Source organism: Pseudomonas sp. Pseu.R1 (assembly GCF_045764065.1).
Classification (GTDB): Bacteria; Pseudomonadota; Gammaproteobacteria; order Pseudomonadales; family Pseudomonadaceae; genus Aquipseudomonas.
Genome location: NZ_JBJGEE020000001.1, coordinates 1,828,101 through 1,845,122 on the forward strand (window position 1 = coordinate 1,828,101; position 17,022 = coordinate 1,845,122).

The 17,022-nt window shown below is 56.9% G+C and carries 16 protein-coding genes and 1 pseudogene; 5 read left to right on the forward strand and 12 right to left on the reverse strand.

Annotated features, from left to right (window positions below; genetic code table 11):
* Positions 1-78 precede the first annotated feature (78 nt).
* Entirely contained in the window at positions 79-1,044 is a 966-nt protein-coding gene (locus ACI5GA_RS08535) for an oxidoreductase (RefSeq protein WP_421422527.1), read from the reverse strand.
* Here ACI5GA_RS08535 and ACI5GA_RS08540 point away from each other — a divergent pair.
* Together ACI5GA_RS08540 and ACI5GA_RS08545 are read left to right on the forward strand one after the other, a co-directional pair.
* Positions 1,043-2,089, forward strand: coding sequence for an AraC family transcriptional regulator (locus tag ACI5GA_RS08540; protein ID WP_421422528.1), 1,047 nt, complete (start codon positions 1,043-1,045; stop codon positions 2,087-2,089). The two genes, ACI5GA_RS08535 and ACI5GA_RS08540, sit on opposite strands and share 2 nt — an antisense overlap.
* 184 nt (positions 2,090-2,273) lie before the next feature.
* Positions 2,274-2,753 carry a carboxymuconolactone decarboxylase family protein gene (locus tag ACI5GA_RS08545; RefSeq protein WP_421422529.1) on the forward strand — a complete coding sequence of 160 codons (480 nt, stop codon included), beginning with the start codon at positions 2,274-2,276 and terminating at the stop codon, positions 2,751-2,753.
* Here the strand turns inward: ACI5GA_RS08545 and ACI5GA_RS08550 are convergent.
* Positions 2,746-4,182 carry a PLP-dependent aminotransferase family protein gene (locus ACI5GA_RS08550; RefSeq protein WP_421422530.1) on the reverse strand — a complete coding sequence of 479 codons (1,437 nt, stop codon included), beginning with the start codon at positions 4,180-4,182 and terminating at the stop codon, positions 2,746-2,748. The genes ACI5GA_RS08545 and ACI5GA_RS08550 overlap by 8 nt on opposite strands.
* A gap of 91 nt (positions 4,183-4,273) precedes the next feature.
* Between ACI5GA_RS08550 and ACI5GA_RS08555 the strand changes: the two genes are divergently transcribed.
* Positions 4,274-4,756, forward strand: a complete 483-nt coding sequence (locus ACI5GA_RS08555; protein ID WP_421422531.1) for a GNAT family N-acetyltransferase — start codon at positions 4,274-4,276, stop codon at positions 4,754-4,756.
* A 28-nt stretch (positions 4,757-4,784) separates the two neighbouring features.
* A complete protein-coding gene (locus tag ACI5GA_RS08560) occupies positions 4,785-5,444 on the forward strand; it encodes an FMN-dependent NADH-azoreductase (RefSeq protein ID WP_421422532.1) in 660 nt (219 codons plus the stop codon).
* Positions 5,445-5,973: 529 nt separating this feature from the next.
* Here ACI5GA_RS08560 and ACI5GA_RS08565 read toward each other — a convergent pair.
* Complete coding sequence (locus ACI5GA_RS08565) at positions 5,974-6,678, reverse strand: glutathione S-transferase (protein WP_421422533.1); 705 nt, start codon at positions 6,676-6,678, stop codon at positions 5,974-5,976.
* 149 nt (positions 6,679-6,827) lie between these two features.
* Here ACI5GA_RS08565 and ACI5GA_RS08570 point away from each other — a divergent pair, with 149 nt between their 5' ends.
* Complete coding sequence (locus tag ACI5GA_RS08570; RefSeq protein WP_421422534.1) at positions 6,828-7,391, forward strand: TetR/AcrR family transcriptional regulator; 564 nt, start codon at positions 6,828-6,830, stop codon at positions 7,389-7,391.
* A gap of 1,395 nt (positions 7,392-8,786) precedes the next feature.
* Here the strand turns inward: ACI5GA_RS08570 and tnpC are convergent.
* The 9 genes and pseudogenes from tnpC to ACI5GA_RS08615 form a co-directional block, all read right to left on the reverse strand.
* Entirely contained in the window at positions 8,787-10,322 is a 1,536-nt protein-coding gene (tnpC, locus tag ACI5GA_RS08575; RefSeq protein WP_421422535.1) for an IS66 family transposase, read from the reverse strand.
* Positions 10,323-10,385: 63 nt separating this feature from the next.
* Entirely contained in the window at positions 10,386-10,721 is a 336-nt protein-coding gene (tnpB, locus tag ACI5GA_RS08580) for an IS66 family insertion sequence element accessory protein TnpB (protein ID WP_421422536.1), read from the reverse strand.
* A complete protein-coding gene (tnpA, locus tag ACI5GA_RS08585) occupies positions 10,718-11,038 on the reverse strand; it encodes an IS66-like element accessory protein TnpA (protein WP_421422537.1) in 321 nt (106 codons plus the stop codon). The genes tnpB and tnpA overlap by 4 nt, the downstream gene beginning before the upstream one ends.
* A 273-nt stretch (positions 11,039-11,311) precedes the next feature.
* The gene (locus tag ACI5GA_RS08590) at positions 11,312-11,536 is read right to left on the reverse strand and encodes a DUF6555 family protein (protein ID WP_421422538.1); all 225 of its coding nucleotides are present in this window, start codon (positions 11,534-11,536) and stop codon (positions 11,312-11,314) included.
* Between the two features lie 245 nt (positions 11,537-11,781).
* Positions 11,782-11,918 (reverse strand): annotated as a pseudogene (locus ACI5GA_RS08595) (short-chain dehydrogenase); the annotation flags it as partial.
* Positions 11,919-11,983: 65 nt separating this feature from the next.
* The gene (locus ACI5GA_RS08600; RefSeq protein WP_421422539.1) at positions 11,984-13,201 is read right to left on the reverse strand and encodes a c-type cytochrome; all 1,218 of its coding nucleotides are present in this window, start codon (positions 13,199-13,201) and stop codon (positions 11,984-11,986) included.
* 10 nt (positions 13,202-13,211) lie between these two features.
* Complete coding sequence (locus ACI5GA_RS08605) at positions 13,212-15,404, reverse strand: molybdopterin cofactor-binding domain-containing protein (RefSeq protein ID WP_421422540.1); 2,193 nt, start codon at positions 15,402-15,404, stop codon at positions 13,212-13,214.
* Positions 15,405-15,414: 10 nt separating this feature from the next.
* Positions 15,415-15,867 (reverse strand): (2Fe-2S)-binding protein, encoded by a 453-nt coding sequence (locus ACI5GA_RS08610; RefSeq protein WP_421422541.1) that lies wholly within the window; start codon positions 15,865-15,867, stop codon positions 15,415-15,417.
* A 221-nt stretch (positions 15,868-16,088) separates the two neighbouring features.
* Positions 16,089-16,994 carry a hypothetical protein gene (locus ACI5GA_RS08615; RefSeq protein WP_421422542.1) on the reverse strand — a complete coding sequence of 302 codons (906 nt, stop codon included), beginning with the start codon at positions 16,992-16,994 and terminating at the stop codon, positions 16,089-16,091.
* Positions 16,995-17,022 lie beyond the last annotated feature (28 nt).

The following is a 17,022-nucleotide window of genomic DNA, read 5'->3' on the forward strand; positions in this document are numbered from 1 at the left end:
GCTGGAAGCTTATTTTGGACTACACGCTGACCGACGTGCTTATCTGATCGGAGTAAAATATTGGCGCACTGAGTCCTTTCACAGCGACATCCCTGTCCAGCCCTCGGATATCTGCCAGAGTTGCTCGGCGTACTCCGGATTGGCAGCCCATTTCGCAACGCCCTTGCGACCCATTTCAGGTTCGTTGATTGGTGCGATATTGCAGTCTTCGCAATAGACGCCGCCTTTGCCATCCAGCGCAGAACTGGTTGCGCACCACAGCCCTGTTGCCGCGCCCTGCTCCAAGGTTTTGAGGCCGATTTCCGGTGCAACCTTTTGCTGGCCACTTTCATCGAAGACGTCAAATGCAGCAATCTCAGCGCTACTGAGATGACGCCCCAAGTCCGTCAGGATCTGACCGGGGTGCAGCGAAAACGCGCGTACTCCCTGAATGGCACCTCGCCGGTCGAGCCCCATCGCGAACAGCGCATTGGCGGTTTTCGACTGACCGTAGGCAGCCCACTTGTCGTATGCGCGATGAGTGAAGTCGATGTCGTCGAAGTCGACACCGGCAATGTGATGCCCCCGCGACGATACGGCGACCACTCGGGCCGCCCCAGCCGCCGCGAGCACCGGCCACAAGCCACATACCAGACGAAAGTGCCCCAGGTGGTTAATCGCGAATTGGCTTTCGTGTCCGTCGATGTCGCGTGCCAGCGGTGAGGCCATGACCCCGGCGCAGTTGATCAGAAGCGAGAGCGGTTGCCCGTGTCGAACGACTTGCGAGGTGAACGCTTGAATGGAATCGGCATCGATCAGGTCAATCGGGTAAACAGAAATACCCTCGACACCTGCCAAAGCGTTGTGCGCACGATCAACGTCTCTGGCCGGAACAATGACCTGAGCCCCTGCCCGCGCCAGGCTTTTTGCCGTGACTAACCCCAGCCCGGAATAGCCACCGGTGACGATGGCGAGCTGTCCCGTGAAGTCGACCCCTTCCATGACGTCGGCGGCGGTACTGGCGGCAGTGAAGGGAGAAAGTACAGGTGTCTGGTCCGCGGTCATGATGGAATCCTCGTGGCTTGGCGTTAGCCCCCATTGTTCTTTAAGATCCCCGGACGAAATAGTTCAAAAAGTCCAGGATTCTGTCGTGATCATCCAAAACCCCGGTTCAGATCCATTATCCGATGTGCTCGCATTGGCAGGGCTTCGGGCTGCATGCTCCGTACGCTTGCAGGCGGGTGGGCAATGGGCCCTGCGTTTTCGTCCGATCGAGCTGAAATTCAACGTCGTGCGACGCGGTGAGTGCTGGCTGCGCATTGAAGGCTATCCGGCTCATCGTTTACAGGCGGGCGATTGCTTCGTGATTTCTCGCACCCCGTTCATTTTGTCCAGCGACCCAGAATACGAAGCGGTCAACGCCTCCGATGCCTTTGAAAAATCCAGCTCACTTGCCACGCTGGGAGCCGGAGACGACGTGGAGCTATTGGGCGGCAGTGTCTCCCTGATCAGCACCGGCGCCAGCGAGCTTCTGTCATTACTGCCGCCTGCGATCATCATCCGCGTAGCCTCGGGCGCGGCATCGTCATTTGCCTGGTTGCTGGATGAACTGGACAAAGAATGGCAATCGGCGCAAGCAGGGGCTCACGCCATGTGCAATGACTTGCTTCGCCTCATCTTCATCCACGCACTGCGCCATCACATCAACACCGCCGATGTTGCTGACTTGTCTTGGCTGGGGGGCCTACGCGAGCCTGCAATCGCCAGCGTGATGCGCGCTGTTCATGGTGCTCCGGAGAAACCCTGGACATTGGCACAGATGGCGGAGATCGCTTGTATGTCGCGATCCAGTTTCGCAGCGTTGTTCAAGATTCGAGTGGGGCAATCACCCGTTGAGTACGCGACGCGTTGGCGCATGCAAGTCGCGGCATCCAGGTTGTGCGCAAGCCGTGACAGCGTGGCGACAGTCGCCGCGTCGTTAGGGTATCTGTCCGACGCTGCGTTTGGCGTCGCCTTTCGCCGGACTCACGGAAAATCGCCCGGGCAGTATCGGCGCGACGTACATAGGGAATACGCGTCGAGCGCTGATCGGCTAGACCGCCGAAGGTGACGATTGGGAAATGACGGCTTTCGACCTGATGCCCTGCCTCAAACACACTCTGTAAATAGCAGAACATATCTCGGATCGGACTCATCATGGCTTAGTTGAAAGGCATCTTCTTGGCTCTGTGTGGCTAGGCCAAGCATGACTACAGTGGGCTCCAGCAAACACCCACCCACTGCGAGTGACCACCATGAACAACCGTCTCGATTACTTCAAACTGTCCCCTCAAGCCTCCAACAAACTGGTGGAGCTGACGTTGCAACTCAGCAAGAAGCCGCTGCTGGCTGACCTTTCCCACCTGATCATGCTGCGCGCTTCGCAGCTTAACGGCTGTGCATTCTGCGTGGACATGCATGTCAAGGAGGGAAAGATCCATGGCGAGCGTGAGCTGCGTCTTCACCACATCGCTGTGTGGCGTGAATCGCCGCTGTTTTCGCCCGTGGAGCGCGCGGCGCTGGCCTGGACCGAAGCCCTGACCCAACTGCCACCCCATGGCATCTCCGAAAACGTTTATGCAAGCGTGCGTGAGCAGTTTTCTGAGGAGCAACTGTCGGACCTGTCATTCCTGATTGTCGCCATCAATGGCTGGAACCGGCTCAATGTGGCGTTTCAGGCGATCCCCGGTTCATCGGATGAAATGTTCGGCCTGACCAAGGCCAATCTCAACTGAGGGCCTTACTTATCAGCGCGCCAAGCTGCTCGCCCCGGGCGGCCGTGGCGCAGTTGGTAAAGCCCAGCAGCAGCCCGGATTGAGGCCGTGACGCCAGGGCCCATCGCGACAACGGTTGCACCGACATGCCATTGGCCAGCAACTGCTCGGCCATGGCGATATCACTGACGCCCTCAGGCAATCGCAGCACGATGTGCATACCGCCTGGCGAGCGCTCCACCTGCATTCCCCCCGGCAAACTCCGCTCCAGCGCTTCGATGGTCAACGCCCGTCGTTCGTTGTAGAGCCGTCGCATGCGCTGGATATGGCGAGTGAAATGCCCCTCGGCAATGAACTCAGACACCAGCGTCTGAGTGATCGATGGCGAATTGGCGGAAAAGAGCGCCCGCCCCACGCGCTCAAACGCAGCCACTTGAGTCTGGGGCACCACCAGATAAGCCAGGCGGATACCGGGAAACAGCACTTTGCTGAAAGTACCGGCATACAGCACACGTCCGTTGCGATCCAGACTGGCCAGCGCCGGCAGGGGGCGGCTGACATAGCGATACTCGCCGTCGTAATCGTCCTCGACAATCCAGGCATTGTTACGGGCCGCCCACTCCAAGAGCAGTTGTCGACGAGGCAACGACAGGGCCATAGACAGCGGGCTCTGATGCCCCGGTGTCACCATGACGACCTTGGCGGCGTGGGACCGAGCAATGGCATGCTCCACAGCCATTCCGTCGGCATCAACGGGCACCGCCTCCAGTTCAATGCCGAACTGGCGGAGCACCTGACGGGTCGTGGGGTAGCCAGGATCCTCGACCCAAGCGCGCTCGCCGGGTTGCAACAAGGTATGAGCGATCAGCGACAGGCTACTGCGCCAACCGCTGGTGATGAACACCTGATGAGCACCGCAATCGATGCCTCGTGACACTTGCAGATACGAGGCGATGGCACTGCGCAACGCAGGTAGACCGTGTGGCGCCGGATAGTCCAGATCGCCCAAACGCATCCCGCGCAGATAGCGAGCCCCAAGGCGCGCCCAGATCTTGCGCGGAAATTCATCGAGCGCTGGCACGCCCATCTGGAACGGCAACAGTTGCGGTGGCCGCCAGAGAGCGTCCGGGGAATCTTCAATCACCTTACTGCTGACCGGCAACGTGCTGGCCGAGGCCAGGGGCTTTTGCAGTTCGGGATTGACCACTGTGCCTTTCTGCCCGAGCGCGAGGAGATAGCCCTCGCTGGTCAGCAGCGAATACGCCAGCTCGATGGTGCCACGGGCCACACCCAGCTCCTTGGACAAGGCTCGCGCCGACGGCAAGCGGTCGCCCGGCGAAAGCGTGCCAGCAGCGATAGCGGCCAGCACCCGGTCATACAACTGGCGGTAGAGAGGCGAACCCGGTCGCTCGTTCAGGGGAGCGAAAGGCGGTGCGAGGGGAGCAATCATGGCCTAGCCCATATCCCATTTCTTGGCTCAATAAAGTGAGGCAAGGATAGTCCAGGATAGCCCCATCACCTACTCAATCAGGTCTCCTCCCATGACGTTCACACCCGAGCATTTCATACCCAGCGTACTCGACCTGGCCGATACGGCCCTGCATCCCCTGGACAGCGCTCACGACCTGCGAGTCGCTTACCCGCTGATGCAGCAATTGCGTCCACATCTGGTGAGCGAAGCCGACTTCATCAGCCGCATCGAGCGCATGGGTACCGGCGGTTATCGCCTGGTGGGTGCCTTCGACGCTGGCGCGTTGGTGGCGCTGGCAGGTTATCGCCTACAGGAAAACCTGATCTACGGCCCATTCCTGTATGTCGATGACCTAGTCACCGCTGAGGCTCAGCGTGGCGGCCAGTGGGGTTCTCGGCTGCTGCGGGCCTTGGAGCGTCTGGCCCGCGCCAGCGGTTGCTCACGCCTGGTACTCGACACCGGTCTCGCCAACGCTCGGGCACAACGCTTCTATTTCCGCGAAGGCTTGTACACCGGCGCCCTGCGCTTTCAAAAACAGTTCGATGCGCCATAACCACAGCACCTTTTCAGGAGGCAACACCATGACATCGACTCAGCAGCCCCTTGCCCCTTTGCGCATTTTGCGCCTGATTGCCAGCCCAAACGGTGGCGCATCCGAAAGCCTGAAACTGTCCCAACAGATACTGCGCGCCCTGGCCTTACAGGCGGGCAGACGCGGTATCGAACTGACAGATGCAGACCTTAATAACCTGGCTCCAGTCGACGCGCCTTACGCTCAGACCTTGGCCAATCAGAGCGTGGCAGCCATCAACAGCCACGAAGGCGCATTGAACCGCTCCGACACACTGATCCATCAGTTAGAAGCGTGCGACGTGCTGCTGATCGCCACGCCGATGCATAACTACAGCGTGCCTGCCCCACTCAAGTCATGGATTGACCACGTGGTGCGTGTCGGAAAAACCTTCATGGGCACCGCTAAAGGCAAGGTGGGAACGTTGGCGGATCGGCCGGTTTACGTGGCCATCGCTACCGGCGGCTACATCAGCGGTGAGAAAGCACGCCAACCCGACTTTCTGCGTCCCTACTTATCGGCAGTGCTCACCACTGTCGGTCTCCATCAGGTGCACTACTTCACCGTCGAGGGCACGGCACGGGGTGAAGAGTCGCTGATGGCGGGGCGAGATAGCGGATACTGCGACGTGCAGGGGTTCTTTCTCAGGGGGCTTGAGACTGCGGTTTAAGAGATAACAACCTGAAGACCTACAGAACTCAGGGGCATAGATCGCTTCGCAAACTGAGCTAGGGGTGAACGCATGCCCGTCTGGCCGACTTTTACGAACCGGCAGATATCGGCCAGAAGCAGACAACGGTCTGATGGGTTTTCATCTTGCTCAGGAAACCGGGAGCGCTTGTGATCGTGATTCCGAGCCCGGGAATGGCAATGTTTTCGATCAGTTGCTGCCTGCTGTTGCGAGGTTGAGCGACGAAACCTGTAAAGCTCGTCCGTTGACTGCTCTGGCGCCGACCCAGACGAGCGATCCAGGTCAGGTCGAGGAATTCATGTCAAGAGATCGCGTGCCTTGCCAGTTGATGACCTCTTAGCTCTCTGCCGACGAGTAAAGCCTGGAGGTGGAAGCTGCCAGGCTGGAGGTCAAAGCCTGATAAACAAAAAGTGCCTGATTGAACCTAGCCGATAAGGAGCTAGGGCATGGCGCAGTACGCCACGGCTGCATCCACTGCTTAGGGCCGCAGTGGATGCCCCAGACTCCGTCACTCGCTTTTTGGGGCGCCTTGCTCGACCAGTGCTCGCCAGGTTTGATAGCTAGGGCGCCTCTGCATGTTGGCATGCCACGCTCGCAACGCGACGCACTCGTCAGGTACCGGCAGTTTCACCAATGAGGCGAAGATCATGCCGCCCAAGACAGCGATGTCCGCCATCGAGAACTTGTTGCCGGCAACGAATGGCTGACCTTTGAGCAGATTGTCGAAATAACGCATGCCTCGGATCGCCTTCTCGCCCATTTTTGCGCCCCACTCGGCGTTCTGATACAGCTCGACCTTTGGCCCCAAGCCTGGGGTGGCATGGTGAAAATAGACGCTCACGGCATCGAGGAACTCGATCTCAGCGCGCTTGGTCATCATATGGATTAACCCCTTCTCCAGAGGCGTTCCTCCTGTAAGCACCGGGTTACCGTCCAAGCTGTCCAGATACTGGGTAATCGCGGTGCATTCCGCAATTAACGTCCCATCTTGCAGCTCAAGTACAGGAAGTGTGCCGGAGTAATTGATGGCAAGGAACTCAGCCTCCTTGTGCTCGCCGGTCCACAGGTTCACCGAAACGAATTCGATTTTCGGCAACAGCCCTTTTTCAGCAAGAGCGATGCGTACCCGGGCTGGGTACGGGCCATCGAACCAGTCATAGATTTTCATCGAGGGAATAGAGGAAGCCTCAACGGATTGCTGTGTAGTAGTCATGTCAGATTTACCTGCCTGTCAATTGGTAGGCAGAGACTGAGCTGAATTGTGCACCCTGTCAACCCCCCCTACCTGTCAATTGGCAGGCAGCTTTGCGGCGAGTAGAATGGACGCCAAACCAATTTTGAATCCTAGGTGAGGATTACGACATGAGTGACAACGCCCGAGAGGCCATCCTTGCTGCGGCGAGATTCGCAGCACAGCTACATGGATACAGCGGTATCAATTTCCGTAGCATTGCCGAAGAGGTCGGGATCAAAAACGCAAGCATTTACTACCACTTCGCGAGCAAGGCGGATTTAGGCGCTGCCGTCGCAGAACGCTACTGGCAGGACACGCTGGCAGTGCTTGAAGAGATACGGGCCTCTAACTCTGATCCACTACAGTGTTTACATCTGTATCCCTCCATCTTTCGTAGATCTTTGAAGGACCATAACCGGCTCTGCCTGTCTAGCTTCATGGCCGCAGAATACGAAGATCTGCCTGATCAGGTCGCCAAAGAGGTCAAGACTTATGCGGATGTTAATGTGAGATGGCTTGCCGAAGTCCTAGCAGATGCTGGTTGGGACGTTGGGCCGGCCTGCGAGCGCCGTGCACGCGCCATATACACTGCGGTTGCGGGTGCGCAGCTTATTGCGCGGACCTCAGAAGGCATCAATCTATTTGACGATTTGATGTTGAGTTACAAGGAAGCAGGGTTGATTCCAGCCTGATTGGTTAACGGCACAGTCTCCATGCGCCTGCGTCCAGTGCTGCGGCGGCCAGATATAGAACCGTCTGCAACGATGGTGGAGGTTTCCTAAAAACTCTCTGAGATGCTTCGCGCACGTTTTCTGTATCCCACGCTGGTATCTTGGCTACAACCGCCGCCGATGACGGCAGGATATTTCACGGAAAGAAAACAGCTTTATCATTGGATGCGTCTGAGCATGTGGAGACCTTTGCGAGGGTCTGCATTGGGTCGAAAGCTGCCTCCGAAGCAACTCCGTAAAGCGGGTTTTGAAGGAAGTAAACCGATTCGCGAAATTGGCCAAGGGTGAAGGCATCCTAAACTAGCCAAGTGTTATCGCCCGGCAGAAATCGGCCGCCCGACAGCAATGACGTTTATTGGCCTTCAGCTTGTACCTCGCATAAGCTCATTGATACTGAGTCCGATCAGCGCCCGATTTTCCTCAATACTTCGCAGTGCTCCTCGGACTGTCTCTGCGACCTCACGCCCCTCGTGTCCACAGGAATGAGCGACCCAATCAGCCAGAACGGAAAGCGCGTCCGTGATTGCGTGCTGATTTTTGAGAATTGCGTGCAGCAGTGTGGTACTCGCCGAATGATTGAGCATAACGGTCCCTAAACGTAGGTCGGGTGACGATCAAGTAGAGGGACTCGTTACCAACCGTGGCCCGGCTACCGATAAGGCAAATTGCCATCGAGTACGTTGGAATCGCTGATGGCACTATGGTTCAAGTTTAAGGCCACCACTGGTCGCTCCGCCACGCCCTTAATACCAGCAACTAAAGCGCCTACCTGCTCCCCATCGCGGGACTCCAGCGCACCCCGGATATGCCTTGATTCTCCCCCGCATTACCACCAAGCGTAAGTGTCCGGCTAACACACCTTACGTAGTCGAACGGACGCAAGCCCGGTATCCTTTACCCCAATTTCAGTTACCGACTCTGAGGGTGCATTTTGGCAATATCCATCTATTACACTGCTAGGCGAAAGGCCCCGCTCAGCTCGAGCGAGGTAACCGTTATTGAGGAGATTGTTCGTCGCTACTGTGTAGATGATCAAATCGAACGATTCCTCTCCCTCGGCTCTGGCCTTAATTGGGAGTCATTCGATTTCTCAACCAACCTGGAGCCAAGTCGTTTTCTAAAGAAGGGCCTCGTGTTTTCGGGCGCCACTAAGCTCCCTGATAACCAAGCGGACGCATCATGGGTCGGCATACAACATTGGTGTAAGTGCTTATCGGACATTCGTATCGCGGTGTCTGGCTGCGAATGGAATGTTGCGGTCGAAGACCATGAAATGCAGTGGGATGCCGTACTCAACTCGTATGACCCGACACGATAAGAAAGGGTGTTCCGTAGCGCACACCAACTCAGCGTGATTCAGGCCGACACCCACTGATGCGGCAGCAATTGCCCGATATCACTGGCCCGCTGCGTCGGCAGCCGCATCAGCACATCTTTGAGATAGGCATACGGCTCATGCCCATTCATGCGCGCTGATTGGATCAGACTCATGATCGCTGCCGCCCGTTTGCCACTGCGCAACGACCCGGCAAATAACCAGTTCGAGCGGCCCAGTGCCCAGGGTCGGATCTGGTTCTCGACCTGGTTGTTGTCGATGGGTACGGCCCCATCGTCCAGGTAGCGCGTCAGCGCTACCCAGCGTTTCAGGCTGTAATCAAGGGCTTTGGCCGTGGCTGATCCGTTGGGCACCAGATCGCGCTGAGCCAACATCCAGTCATGCAGTGTTTTGCTGATCGGTACCGCCATTTCCTGACGTATTCGCCAACGGTCTTCGTTGCTCATATCCCGAGTCTGGCGTTCAACGTCGTACAAACCGCCAATCGAGTGCAGCGCCTGTTCGGCCAGCTGACTTTTGTTCGCGACATGCAGGTCGAAGAACTTGCGGCGCGCATGAGCCATGCAGCCGATTTCAGTGATGCCTTGCTCAAAACCGGCTTTATAACCCGCGAAGTCATCGCAGACCAACTTGCCGTTCCAGGTGCCCAGAAAGTTGCGCGCATGTTCGCCTGCGCGGCGTGGGCTGAAGTCATACACCACCGCGTTGAGCGCCGAAAATGGCGTCGTGCTGTAGGCCCATACATAGGCGCGGTGGGTTTTCTTCTCGCCCGGCGCGAGCATTTGCACCGGTGTTTCATCGGCGTGAATCACGCCCTGGCTCAGCACCGCTTCACGCAGTGCATCGACCAGTGGCTGGAGTCGCACGCCAGTTTGCCCAACCCACTGGGCCAAGGTTGAGCGAGCGATGGCCAGCCCGGCGCGACCAAAAATTTTCTCCTGCCGGTACAGTGGTAAGTGATCGGCAAACTTGGCCACCATGACGTGGGCCAGCAGGCCTGCGGTCGGGATACCTTTGTCGATAACCTGCGCCGGCACCGGCGCCTGGATCAGTGTTTCGCACTGACGGCAGGCCCATTTGCCACGCACATGTTGCTCGACGGTAAATACACCCGGTGTGTAATCAAGCTTCTCACTTACGTCTTCGCCGATGCGTTGAAGTTGGCAGCCACAGACGCACTGTGTGTTTTCAGGTTCGTGGCGAATCACCGTGCGTGGAAACTGCGGCGGCAATGGCGCACGTTTCGGGGATTGCCGTGGTTCGGCTTGTGGCACAGTTGGAAGGAGCTGTTTTAGCTCGGCCTCGATAGCCTCAAGGTCTATGTCGAGCAAGTCATCAAGCAAGCTGCTTTGCGCCGGGCTGATTTGCTCGCTGCGCTTGGCAAACTTATGCCGTTTGAGCAGGGCAATTTCGTAAGTGAGCTGCTCAATGACGGTTTGATCGCTCTGGATCTTCTTGCTCATCGCCTCGATCTGGGACTGCAACTGCAACGCCTGTGCCGCCAAGGCACGAAGCTGTTCCGGGCTCATCTGGTCGAGGTTTAGCGAGGAAGTCATGCCGCCGATTGTGCCAGAGCAGGCATGGGACGACGACATGTAGACCGGCCAAATCGCCGGTGTTTACAGCATGCTGATCACACCGCCTGCACCGACGCGCTGCCACGGCAGGCCCAGCACCAAGGCCTGGAGTTGTTCGCTGTCGAGTTCGACCTCGCTGCCATGACGAATGCCGGGCCAGTAAAACTTGCCTTGATTCAGTCGTCGCGCTGCAAGCCAGACGCCCACGCCGTCGTGCACCAGGACTTTCATTCGGTTAGCCCGGCGATTGGCGAACAGGTAAGCACAGTGCGGCTTCACCGCACCAAACACCGCGATCACACGGGCTAATGCGGTTTCGGTACCGGCGCGCATGTCCATTGGCTCGGTGGCCAGCCAGATCGCATCAAGGCGGATCATTGAGCGACAGCCCGGATAAATTGCGCACAGCCCTCGGGATCTGAGGTCGGCCATTTCACCGTGATCACTTGCCCAGCCATGGGTAGCTCAATGATCACCGACGCTTCAGCTAGCCGTTTAGGGGCAGCCTTCAGTGGTACAAAGGGCGGTAGCGAAGTTGTCGCGGATTGGTCTCGATAGAGCGGCATCCATTTACGGATGACGTTGGCGTTGATGCCGTGGCTGATGGCGACACTGGACACGGTGGCACCAGGTTGCAGGCATTCCTGAACGACCTGGGCTTTGAAAGGCTTCGGATAAGAGCTTCGTTGGCGCATGGAAATCCTGGCGATTAGGGTGATCGCGTCCGCTTAAAAATACGCGGACACCATCGCCCTTAAAGCTGGAGTTCGGAAGGTGAGTTCGCCGGACGCTTACCACCAAGCTCAGGATGCTGAACGAGAGAAGCGTGGCTGCCGATATTCCCGATTCGACAGCCGCGGTCCACCACGCATTCGCCTCAGACAGGAATGGTGCGCGCTGAGTGACCTGCCTCTTAGCGCCTTAGTAGAGAAAATGGATCTCGTACACCTTGAGTTGATCGGATGTAGTCATGCCCGCCCCCACTCGACGCCAGTGATACCAAATCTCTCTGCCTGAGGTTTGCTGAGTTTGGTGATAGGGTCAGAGCGATACTTGGGCAATTGGCCGAATCCAGCGTCGACGCTTGCCCAGTGCCACGCCTCAGCGTTGTCCATTTTGGACGCGCGTATGAAGAACGTTTTATAGACGCCGTTCAGCAAATAGGCGATCCGGTAATGAAATTCCTGGGACATGATGTGTTGCTCCTTGAAAGGCGGTGATCTATACCAAGGATTGTCGGACAAGCCAAAAATTCCCTATTTAAAACAGATAGGTACGCAGACCAATCGGATGGCATGGTGGGATATTGGGGATAGTATGCGTTTGGGTGTTGCGACGAGGGCGGCTTGATTTACAGACCTCTTCCTCGCGTCCCCCATTGCTCCGGGCTTTCCGGGTATTCGGAAAACGCGAGCCGTAATGACCTGCCCTGAATCAGTTATAGCGTCGAAACGGTACCTCCGTCGATACGGTGCTCGGCCCCTGAGATTGAGGTGGCTCGTGGGGGCGCGAAGAAGGCGATCAAGTCAGCGACCTCTTGAGGCTTGGCCGGCCCAGCGGAATTCCACCTATCGCAGACGCAGCCATAGGGCGCCTCCCCGAACAATCAACTGCCCAAGAAGGCTCTACTAGACCCGACGTCAGTGAAGAGCGCTGGCCCTACTTTTAGCAACATCATCTGGCTTGATCTGACCTTGAGCTTGACCGAATCGTCGAAGGACAAAGGTGCTCACCGCCGCGAGTTCTTCGTTACTGTAACTTCCCGTAAAGTTGGGCATTCGCTGATCTGCTCTCATTGAATTGGGGGTGTGGCCTTCCAGTAAGGTGGCTATTAGATTTCTACCTGTAGGGTCGTTTACAGTCTTCAGCCCGGCAAGCCCGCCAGCCGGTGACTGTCTGCCGCTCCCGTCGAGTTGGTGACACGCTACGCAGGTGTCATTGAACAGCTTGAGCCCAACCCCTTTTTGCAGAGCGGAGTCATTGATTACAAGAGTCGGCCTTGGAACCCCCTCTGCTCGCGCGGGAGTACCCTTGAGATAGACCGCAATGGCCTTAAGGTCTTCAGGGTTCAGATAACGCAAGCTGTGCTCCACCGCGTCGGCCATCGGCCCGCCCGCCCCGCCAAAACCAGGTGCGAAACCTTTGGAAAGGTAGCTTACGATTGCCTCTTCTGGCCAAGCGCCGATGCCGTGTTGAACGTCAGAGCTGATATTGTAGGCACGCCAGTTCCCCAGTTCGGCTCCAGCTAATGATCTGCCTGAACTCATTGCCTGAAAGAGGTTTCGTGGAGTGTGGCACTCTCCACAATGGCCAGGTCCTTGAACCAGATATGCGCCTCTATTCCATTCAGCAGACTGCTTGCTCTCGGGCGTAAATCGCTCGTTGGGCGCGAAGAGGGCATTCCAGAACATCATTCCCCACCGCTGATTGAATGGAAACGAAAGGGTGTTCTCTGGGGGGACTTGCCTTACCGGCTCCAAACTGAACAGGTATCCCTTGATGGCTAAAATGTCTTCGCGTGACATCAAGGTGTACGACGTATATGGAAAGGCTGGATAGTAATGCTTGCCATCTTTGCCCACCCCTTTTTGCAACGCCTCAACGAATTCATCGTCAGTCCAGTTACCGATTCCGGTTTCTTTGTCCGGGGTGATATTGGGTGAAAATATGCTGCCGAACGGTAGCTTGAACTCAAGCCCCCCTGCAAACGGCTTTCCTCCCGGCACCGCATGACAAGCCACGCAGTCAGCAGCACGTGTTAGATATTCACCCTTGCTAACTATGGCCATTTCACTCGCATCAACGCTGAGGGTCCAGCAAACGGCCATGAGCAAAAGTGCATGATAGATAGGTTTCATGACGCACTCCTCAAACAGTGAAGTAACCCGAGCGGCTCAATGGCAGGCGGCGTTCGCGCACGTTTGTTGCTGCATAAAGTGCGTTCACCAGTGCTGCTGCTACAGGAACTGCGCCGGTTTCCCCAACCCCTCCAGGGCTTTCGACACTGTCTACGATATGCACCTCCACGGGTGGCGCGTCGCTCATGCGAATTTGTCGGTACTGATGAAAGTTGGTCTGCTGAACCTGCCCGTTTTCGATTAGGATTTCATTGAACAGGGCCGCTGACAGGCCGAATAAAGTGCCTCCTTCCATCTGTGCGGTCACCGAGGTTGGATTGTTCGCAAAACCACAGTCGATAACCGTGAGAAGCCGCTTGATGCGCAGGCCCTTCTCACCTTGCTTTTCCAGCTCCACAACGGTGGCAACGAAGCTTCCAAATACTGCCGTCACTGCGACGCCGCGACCGGATCCAGCAGGCAAAGGCTTGTCCCATTGTGTGAGTTCGGCGGCTTTGCTCAATACGGCTTGGGCACGAGGCTGTGACTGCATCAAGCCAAGGCGATACTTCACAGGATCGGCCTTAGCGTTGTGAGCCAACTCGTCAATAAAACACTCGACCGCATAAGTGCTGCGCAGTGGCCCGACACCTCTCCACCAAGAAACAGGAATCACTTCCGGATCGTGCCGTATGTACCGAACTTGCAGATTTGATAATGTGTAGATTGGATCTTTCGCGACCTCAACGGCATCGAAATCGACCCCATCCTCAGGAAGCCCTCCAAGATAGGCAGCGACCACTGATGCACCGGCAATACGATGTTCCCACCCCACTGGGCGCATGTCCTTGTCCAGGGCAGCGCTGAGGCGGTCGACGTAGTGCGGGCGATAGCGATCATGAGTCATGTCTTCTTCACGACTCCAGATCAACTTGATCGGATAGCTTAGCTTTCGGGCTATATCCACCGCTTGAAAAATGAAGTCAGATTCTAGACGTCGGCCAAAACCGCCTCCGATAAGTTGGTTATGAATCACAACCTTTTCAACTGGGAGCCCACTGACTTTGGCTGCTCCCATCTGTGCAAGTCCCGGAGCCTGACAGCCGACCCATAACTCGCACGCGTCAGCTCGGACATGGGCGACACACGTCATTGGTTCGAGTGGGGAATGCGACAGGAAGGGCTGCTCGTAGATGGCTTCGAATGTGTTTGGGGCACTTTTTAGCGCGCTTGCGATATCACCTGATTTCTGCGCAAAAACACCATCTCCGGCGCTGGCTTCGAATAGGGATTTATCGAGCTGCGCCGAATTAAGAGTGGAATGCGGCCCCATTTCCCACTCGATTTCTAGTGCGTTGAGCGCTTGCTGGCACGCCCAGAAATTGGTGGCCGTCACAGCCACAGCATTGTCTAGTCGCACGATATCTCTGACTCCCGAGATCGCCCGTGCTTGCGCCTCGTTCTGGAGATCGCGCAGCTTGCCGCCTGAGACCGGGCAGGTCCGTGTGGAGGCGATCAGCATGTCCGGGACTTGGAGATCGATGGTGAATTTCGCGCTGCCGTTTACCTTGCTCGGTGTATCCAGACGCTGCGCGGGCTTGCCGAGCACCTTGAATTCGCTGACAGGCTTTAGGGGGATTTCGCTGGGGAGAGGTAGTGCCGCCGCCTCATCCACAAGCTCACCGTACCCGGCGCTTTGATTGTTCGGCCCCAACACCCGGCCGTTCTCTGCGCGGCACTGGCTTGGTGCAACACTCCAGCGCAATGCAGCTGCCTGAATCAGCACAATGCGCGCCCCTGCCCCAGCCTTGCGCAAAGGCTCCCACGTGTAGCGGGTGGACGTTGAGCCACCGGTGGCCTGGAAGGTCAGCAAAGGGTCGGTGTACAGAGCTGCGTTGGGCGGGGCTTCGGCTATTCTGACCTGGTTTAATGGCACCTCAAGCTCTTCGGCAACCATCATCGCAATGCCTGTTTGAACCCCTTGGCCCATTTCGATTTTCGGTGAGATAACGGTGACTGCGCCAGTGTGGTCGATGCGCACAAACGCGCCATAGCCTTTTTCAGCGTTGTCACCCAAGTTAGCACTCTTAACAACGTCGGCAGCGAAACTGCGGGAAACCATCGGCGGCAGGTAGGCGCTGACGACCAAACCACCAAGGACCGCGCTACCTTTGAGCAGCGCCCGACGCGACAGGACAGCTGAAAATGATTGATGCTCGGACATGGTTATTGCCTCACGCCTGACTGACGCTTTTGATGGCTGCCCGGATGCGCGTATAGGTAGCGCAACGGCAAAGATTGCCCGACATGGCGTCAACGATCTGCTCATCGGTCGCCTTAGGGTGCTCGTTCAGCAGCGCAACAGCAGACATAATCTGTCCAGACTGGCAGTAACCACATTGGACAACCTCGTGTTCCAGCCAAGCTTTCTGCACCGCCTGGCCGATAGCTTGCTCACCGACACTCTCGATAGTGATTACCTTTCGACCCGCTACTGCACTGACTGGCAACACGCAGGAGCGCGTGGCATGGCCGTCAAGGTGCACTGTGCACACGCCGCACTGAGCGATACCGCAGCCATATTTGGTTCCGGTCAACCCTATAACGTCGCGCAGAACCCAGAGCAGGGGCATGTCGTCGGGGACATCTAACTCGTGCTCCACGTTGTTGATCATCAATTTCTGCATGACAACCTCTGGGACTCATCGCTCATGACGAGTCTGTCGGACAACTGAATAGTGGGTTCCAAAGCCGTTGGGCTAGTGTCGGCTCTTGTAGGTTAGAGGCATCGTCTCAGATGTCCCCCTACACTAAGGGGGACAGAGTTGACAATCCATCTGCGCTCACTCGGCTATAGTGCTCGCCGCCGAGCAGATCGAGTAATTGGGGGTGTCAGATCCCTCTACCTTCAGATGCCTATAGGTCCATGACCACTCGCCGTTGTAGCTCGCCGCCATACACCCTCCAGCAGTGCAGGCACCCATTGCTCTGCCGGGCAGCGACTCCATGTATCCCCGAGGAAAACCATCGATTCATCTCCACTTACCTGCCTGGCTTTCTCCAACTCCAGGAGGAAAAGTGTACCCGAGGAATAAGGGCAACCGCCCAGCTCACCTTCCTCTGTGGCTTGGCGAAGAACGACTCCCGGAGCGTAGAGACAAAGATGTCCAATCGTTTCCGGGGTCATCGCATTACGGTGCGCCTCATCCTTGTAAAGAGTGCGCATCTGATGCATGCCTTTGACAATGTTATGGATAGCCACGCTGACGCCGTGGACTCCAGCTAGGTCATCGTTGAGCTTCGAAGCGAGCAACGCTTTCGCCTGAGTAACCTTTCCAGATAAACGCCACCGCAAATTCCGCCAGGTGTTGCCAGGTGCCAGGGACCCGGCAATTACCTGAGCAGCGCCCCACGTCTGCGCATCGGCCTGAAAATTAGGATTGAACGACCGGCCAATAACCTGCTGAAGCAACGGACCGACAGCAATGTCGCTATTCGCATTTCGTGTCCACTCTGCTAGCGGTTCCAGGAACTGAGGGCCGGAACGGATTTCGGAAACCTCCGAGTTTAGCTTACGCCACAAATCATCTTGCTTACGCGCTCTGCCGTTTGCCTTCTTTGCACTCATCGCGGGGAATCGGTGCCCTTTGTAGGACAATACTCCAAGGATGCGGCTGATGAGTAAGGAATTCAGGATTGGCTTGGACGGCCCAAACGCTCGATCAAAACTGCTGTCCCGAGCGACCTTCAGAATCTCATCAGGTTGGTCGACCTTGATGACATCGACTAAGCCGGAAATATGTTTGTGTTCCACGATGATTCCTCGGAGAGATTATGCTTTT

Bases quoted from the DNA above. Each gene is read 5' to 3' on its own strand.
- ACI5GA_RS08540 (WP_421422528.1), top strand. From the start codon at position 1,043: ATGATGGAATCCTCGTGGCTTGGCGTTAGCCCCCATTGTTCTTTAAGA.
- ACI5GA_RS08535 (WP_421422527.1), bottom strand. From the start codon at position 1,044: ATGACCGCGGACCAGACACCTGTACTTTCTCCCTTCACTGCCGCCAGT.
- ACI5GA_RS08545 (WP_421422529.1), top strand. From the start codon at position 2,274: ATGAACAACCGTCTCGATTACTTCAAACTGTCCCCTCAAGCCTCCAAC.
- ACI5GA_RS08550 (WP_421422530.1), bottom strand. From the start codon at position 4,182: ATGATTGCTCCCCTCGCACCGCCTTTCGCTCCCCTGAACGAGCGACCG.
- ACI5GA_RS08555 (WP_421422531.1), top strand. From the start codon at position 4,274: ATGACGTTCACACCCGAGCATTTCATACCCAGCGTACTCGACCTGGCC.
- ACI5GA_RS08560 (WP_421422532.1), top strand. From the start codon at position 4,785: ATGACATCGACTCAGCAGCCCCTTGCCCCTTTGCGCATTTTGCGCCTG.
- ACI5GA_RS08565 (WP_421422533.1), bottom strand. From the start codon at position 6,678: ATGACTACTACACAGCAATCCGTTGAGGCTTCCTCTATTCCCTCGATG.
- ACI5GA_RS08570 (WP_421422534.1), top strand. From the start codon at position 6,828: ATGAGTGACAACGCCCGAGAGGCCATCCTTGCTGCGGCGAGATTCGCA.
- tnpC (WP_421422535.1), bottom strand. From the start codon at position 10,322: ATGACTTCCTCGCTAAACCTCGACCAGATGAGCCCGGAACAGCTTCGT.
- tnpB (WP_421422536.1), bottom strand. From the start codon at position 10,721: ATGATCCGCCTTGATGCGATCTGGCTGGCCACCGAGCCAATGGACATG.
- tnpA (WP_421422537.1), bottom strand. From the start codon at position 11,038: ATGCGCCAACGAAGCTCTTATCCGAAGCCTTTCAAAGCCCAGGTCGTT.
- ACI5GA_RS08590 (WP_421422538.1), bottom strand. From the start codon at position 11,536: ATGTCCCAGGAATTTCATTACCGGATCGCCTATTTGCTGAACGGCGTC.
- ACI5GA_RS08600 (WP_421422539.1), bottom strand. From the start codon at position 13,201: ATGAAACCTATCTATCATGCACTTTTGCTCATGGCCGTTTGCTGGACC.
- ACI5GA_RS08605 (WP_421422540.1), bottom strand. From the start codon at position 15,404: ATGTCCGAGCATCAATCATTTTCAGCTGTCCTGTCGCGTCGGGCGCTG.
- ACI5GA_RS08610 (WP_421422541.1), bottom strand. From the start codon at position 15,867: ATGCAGAAATTGATGATCAACAACGTGGAGCACGAGTTAGATGTCCCC.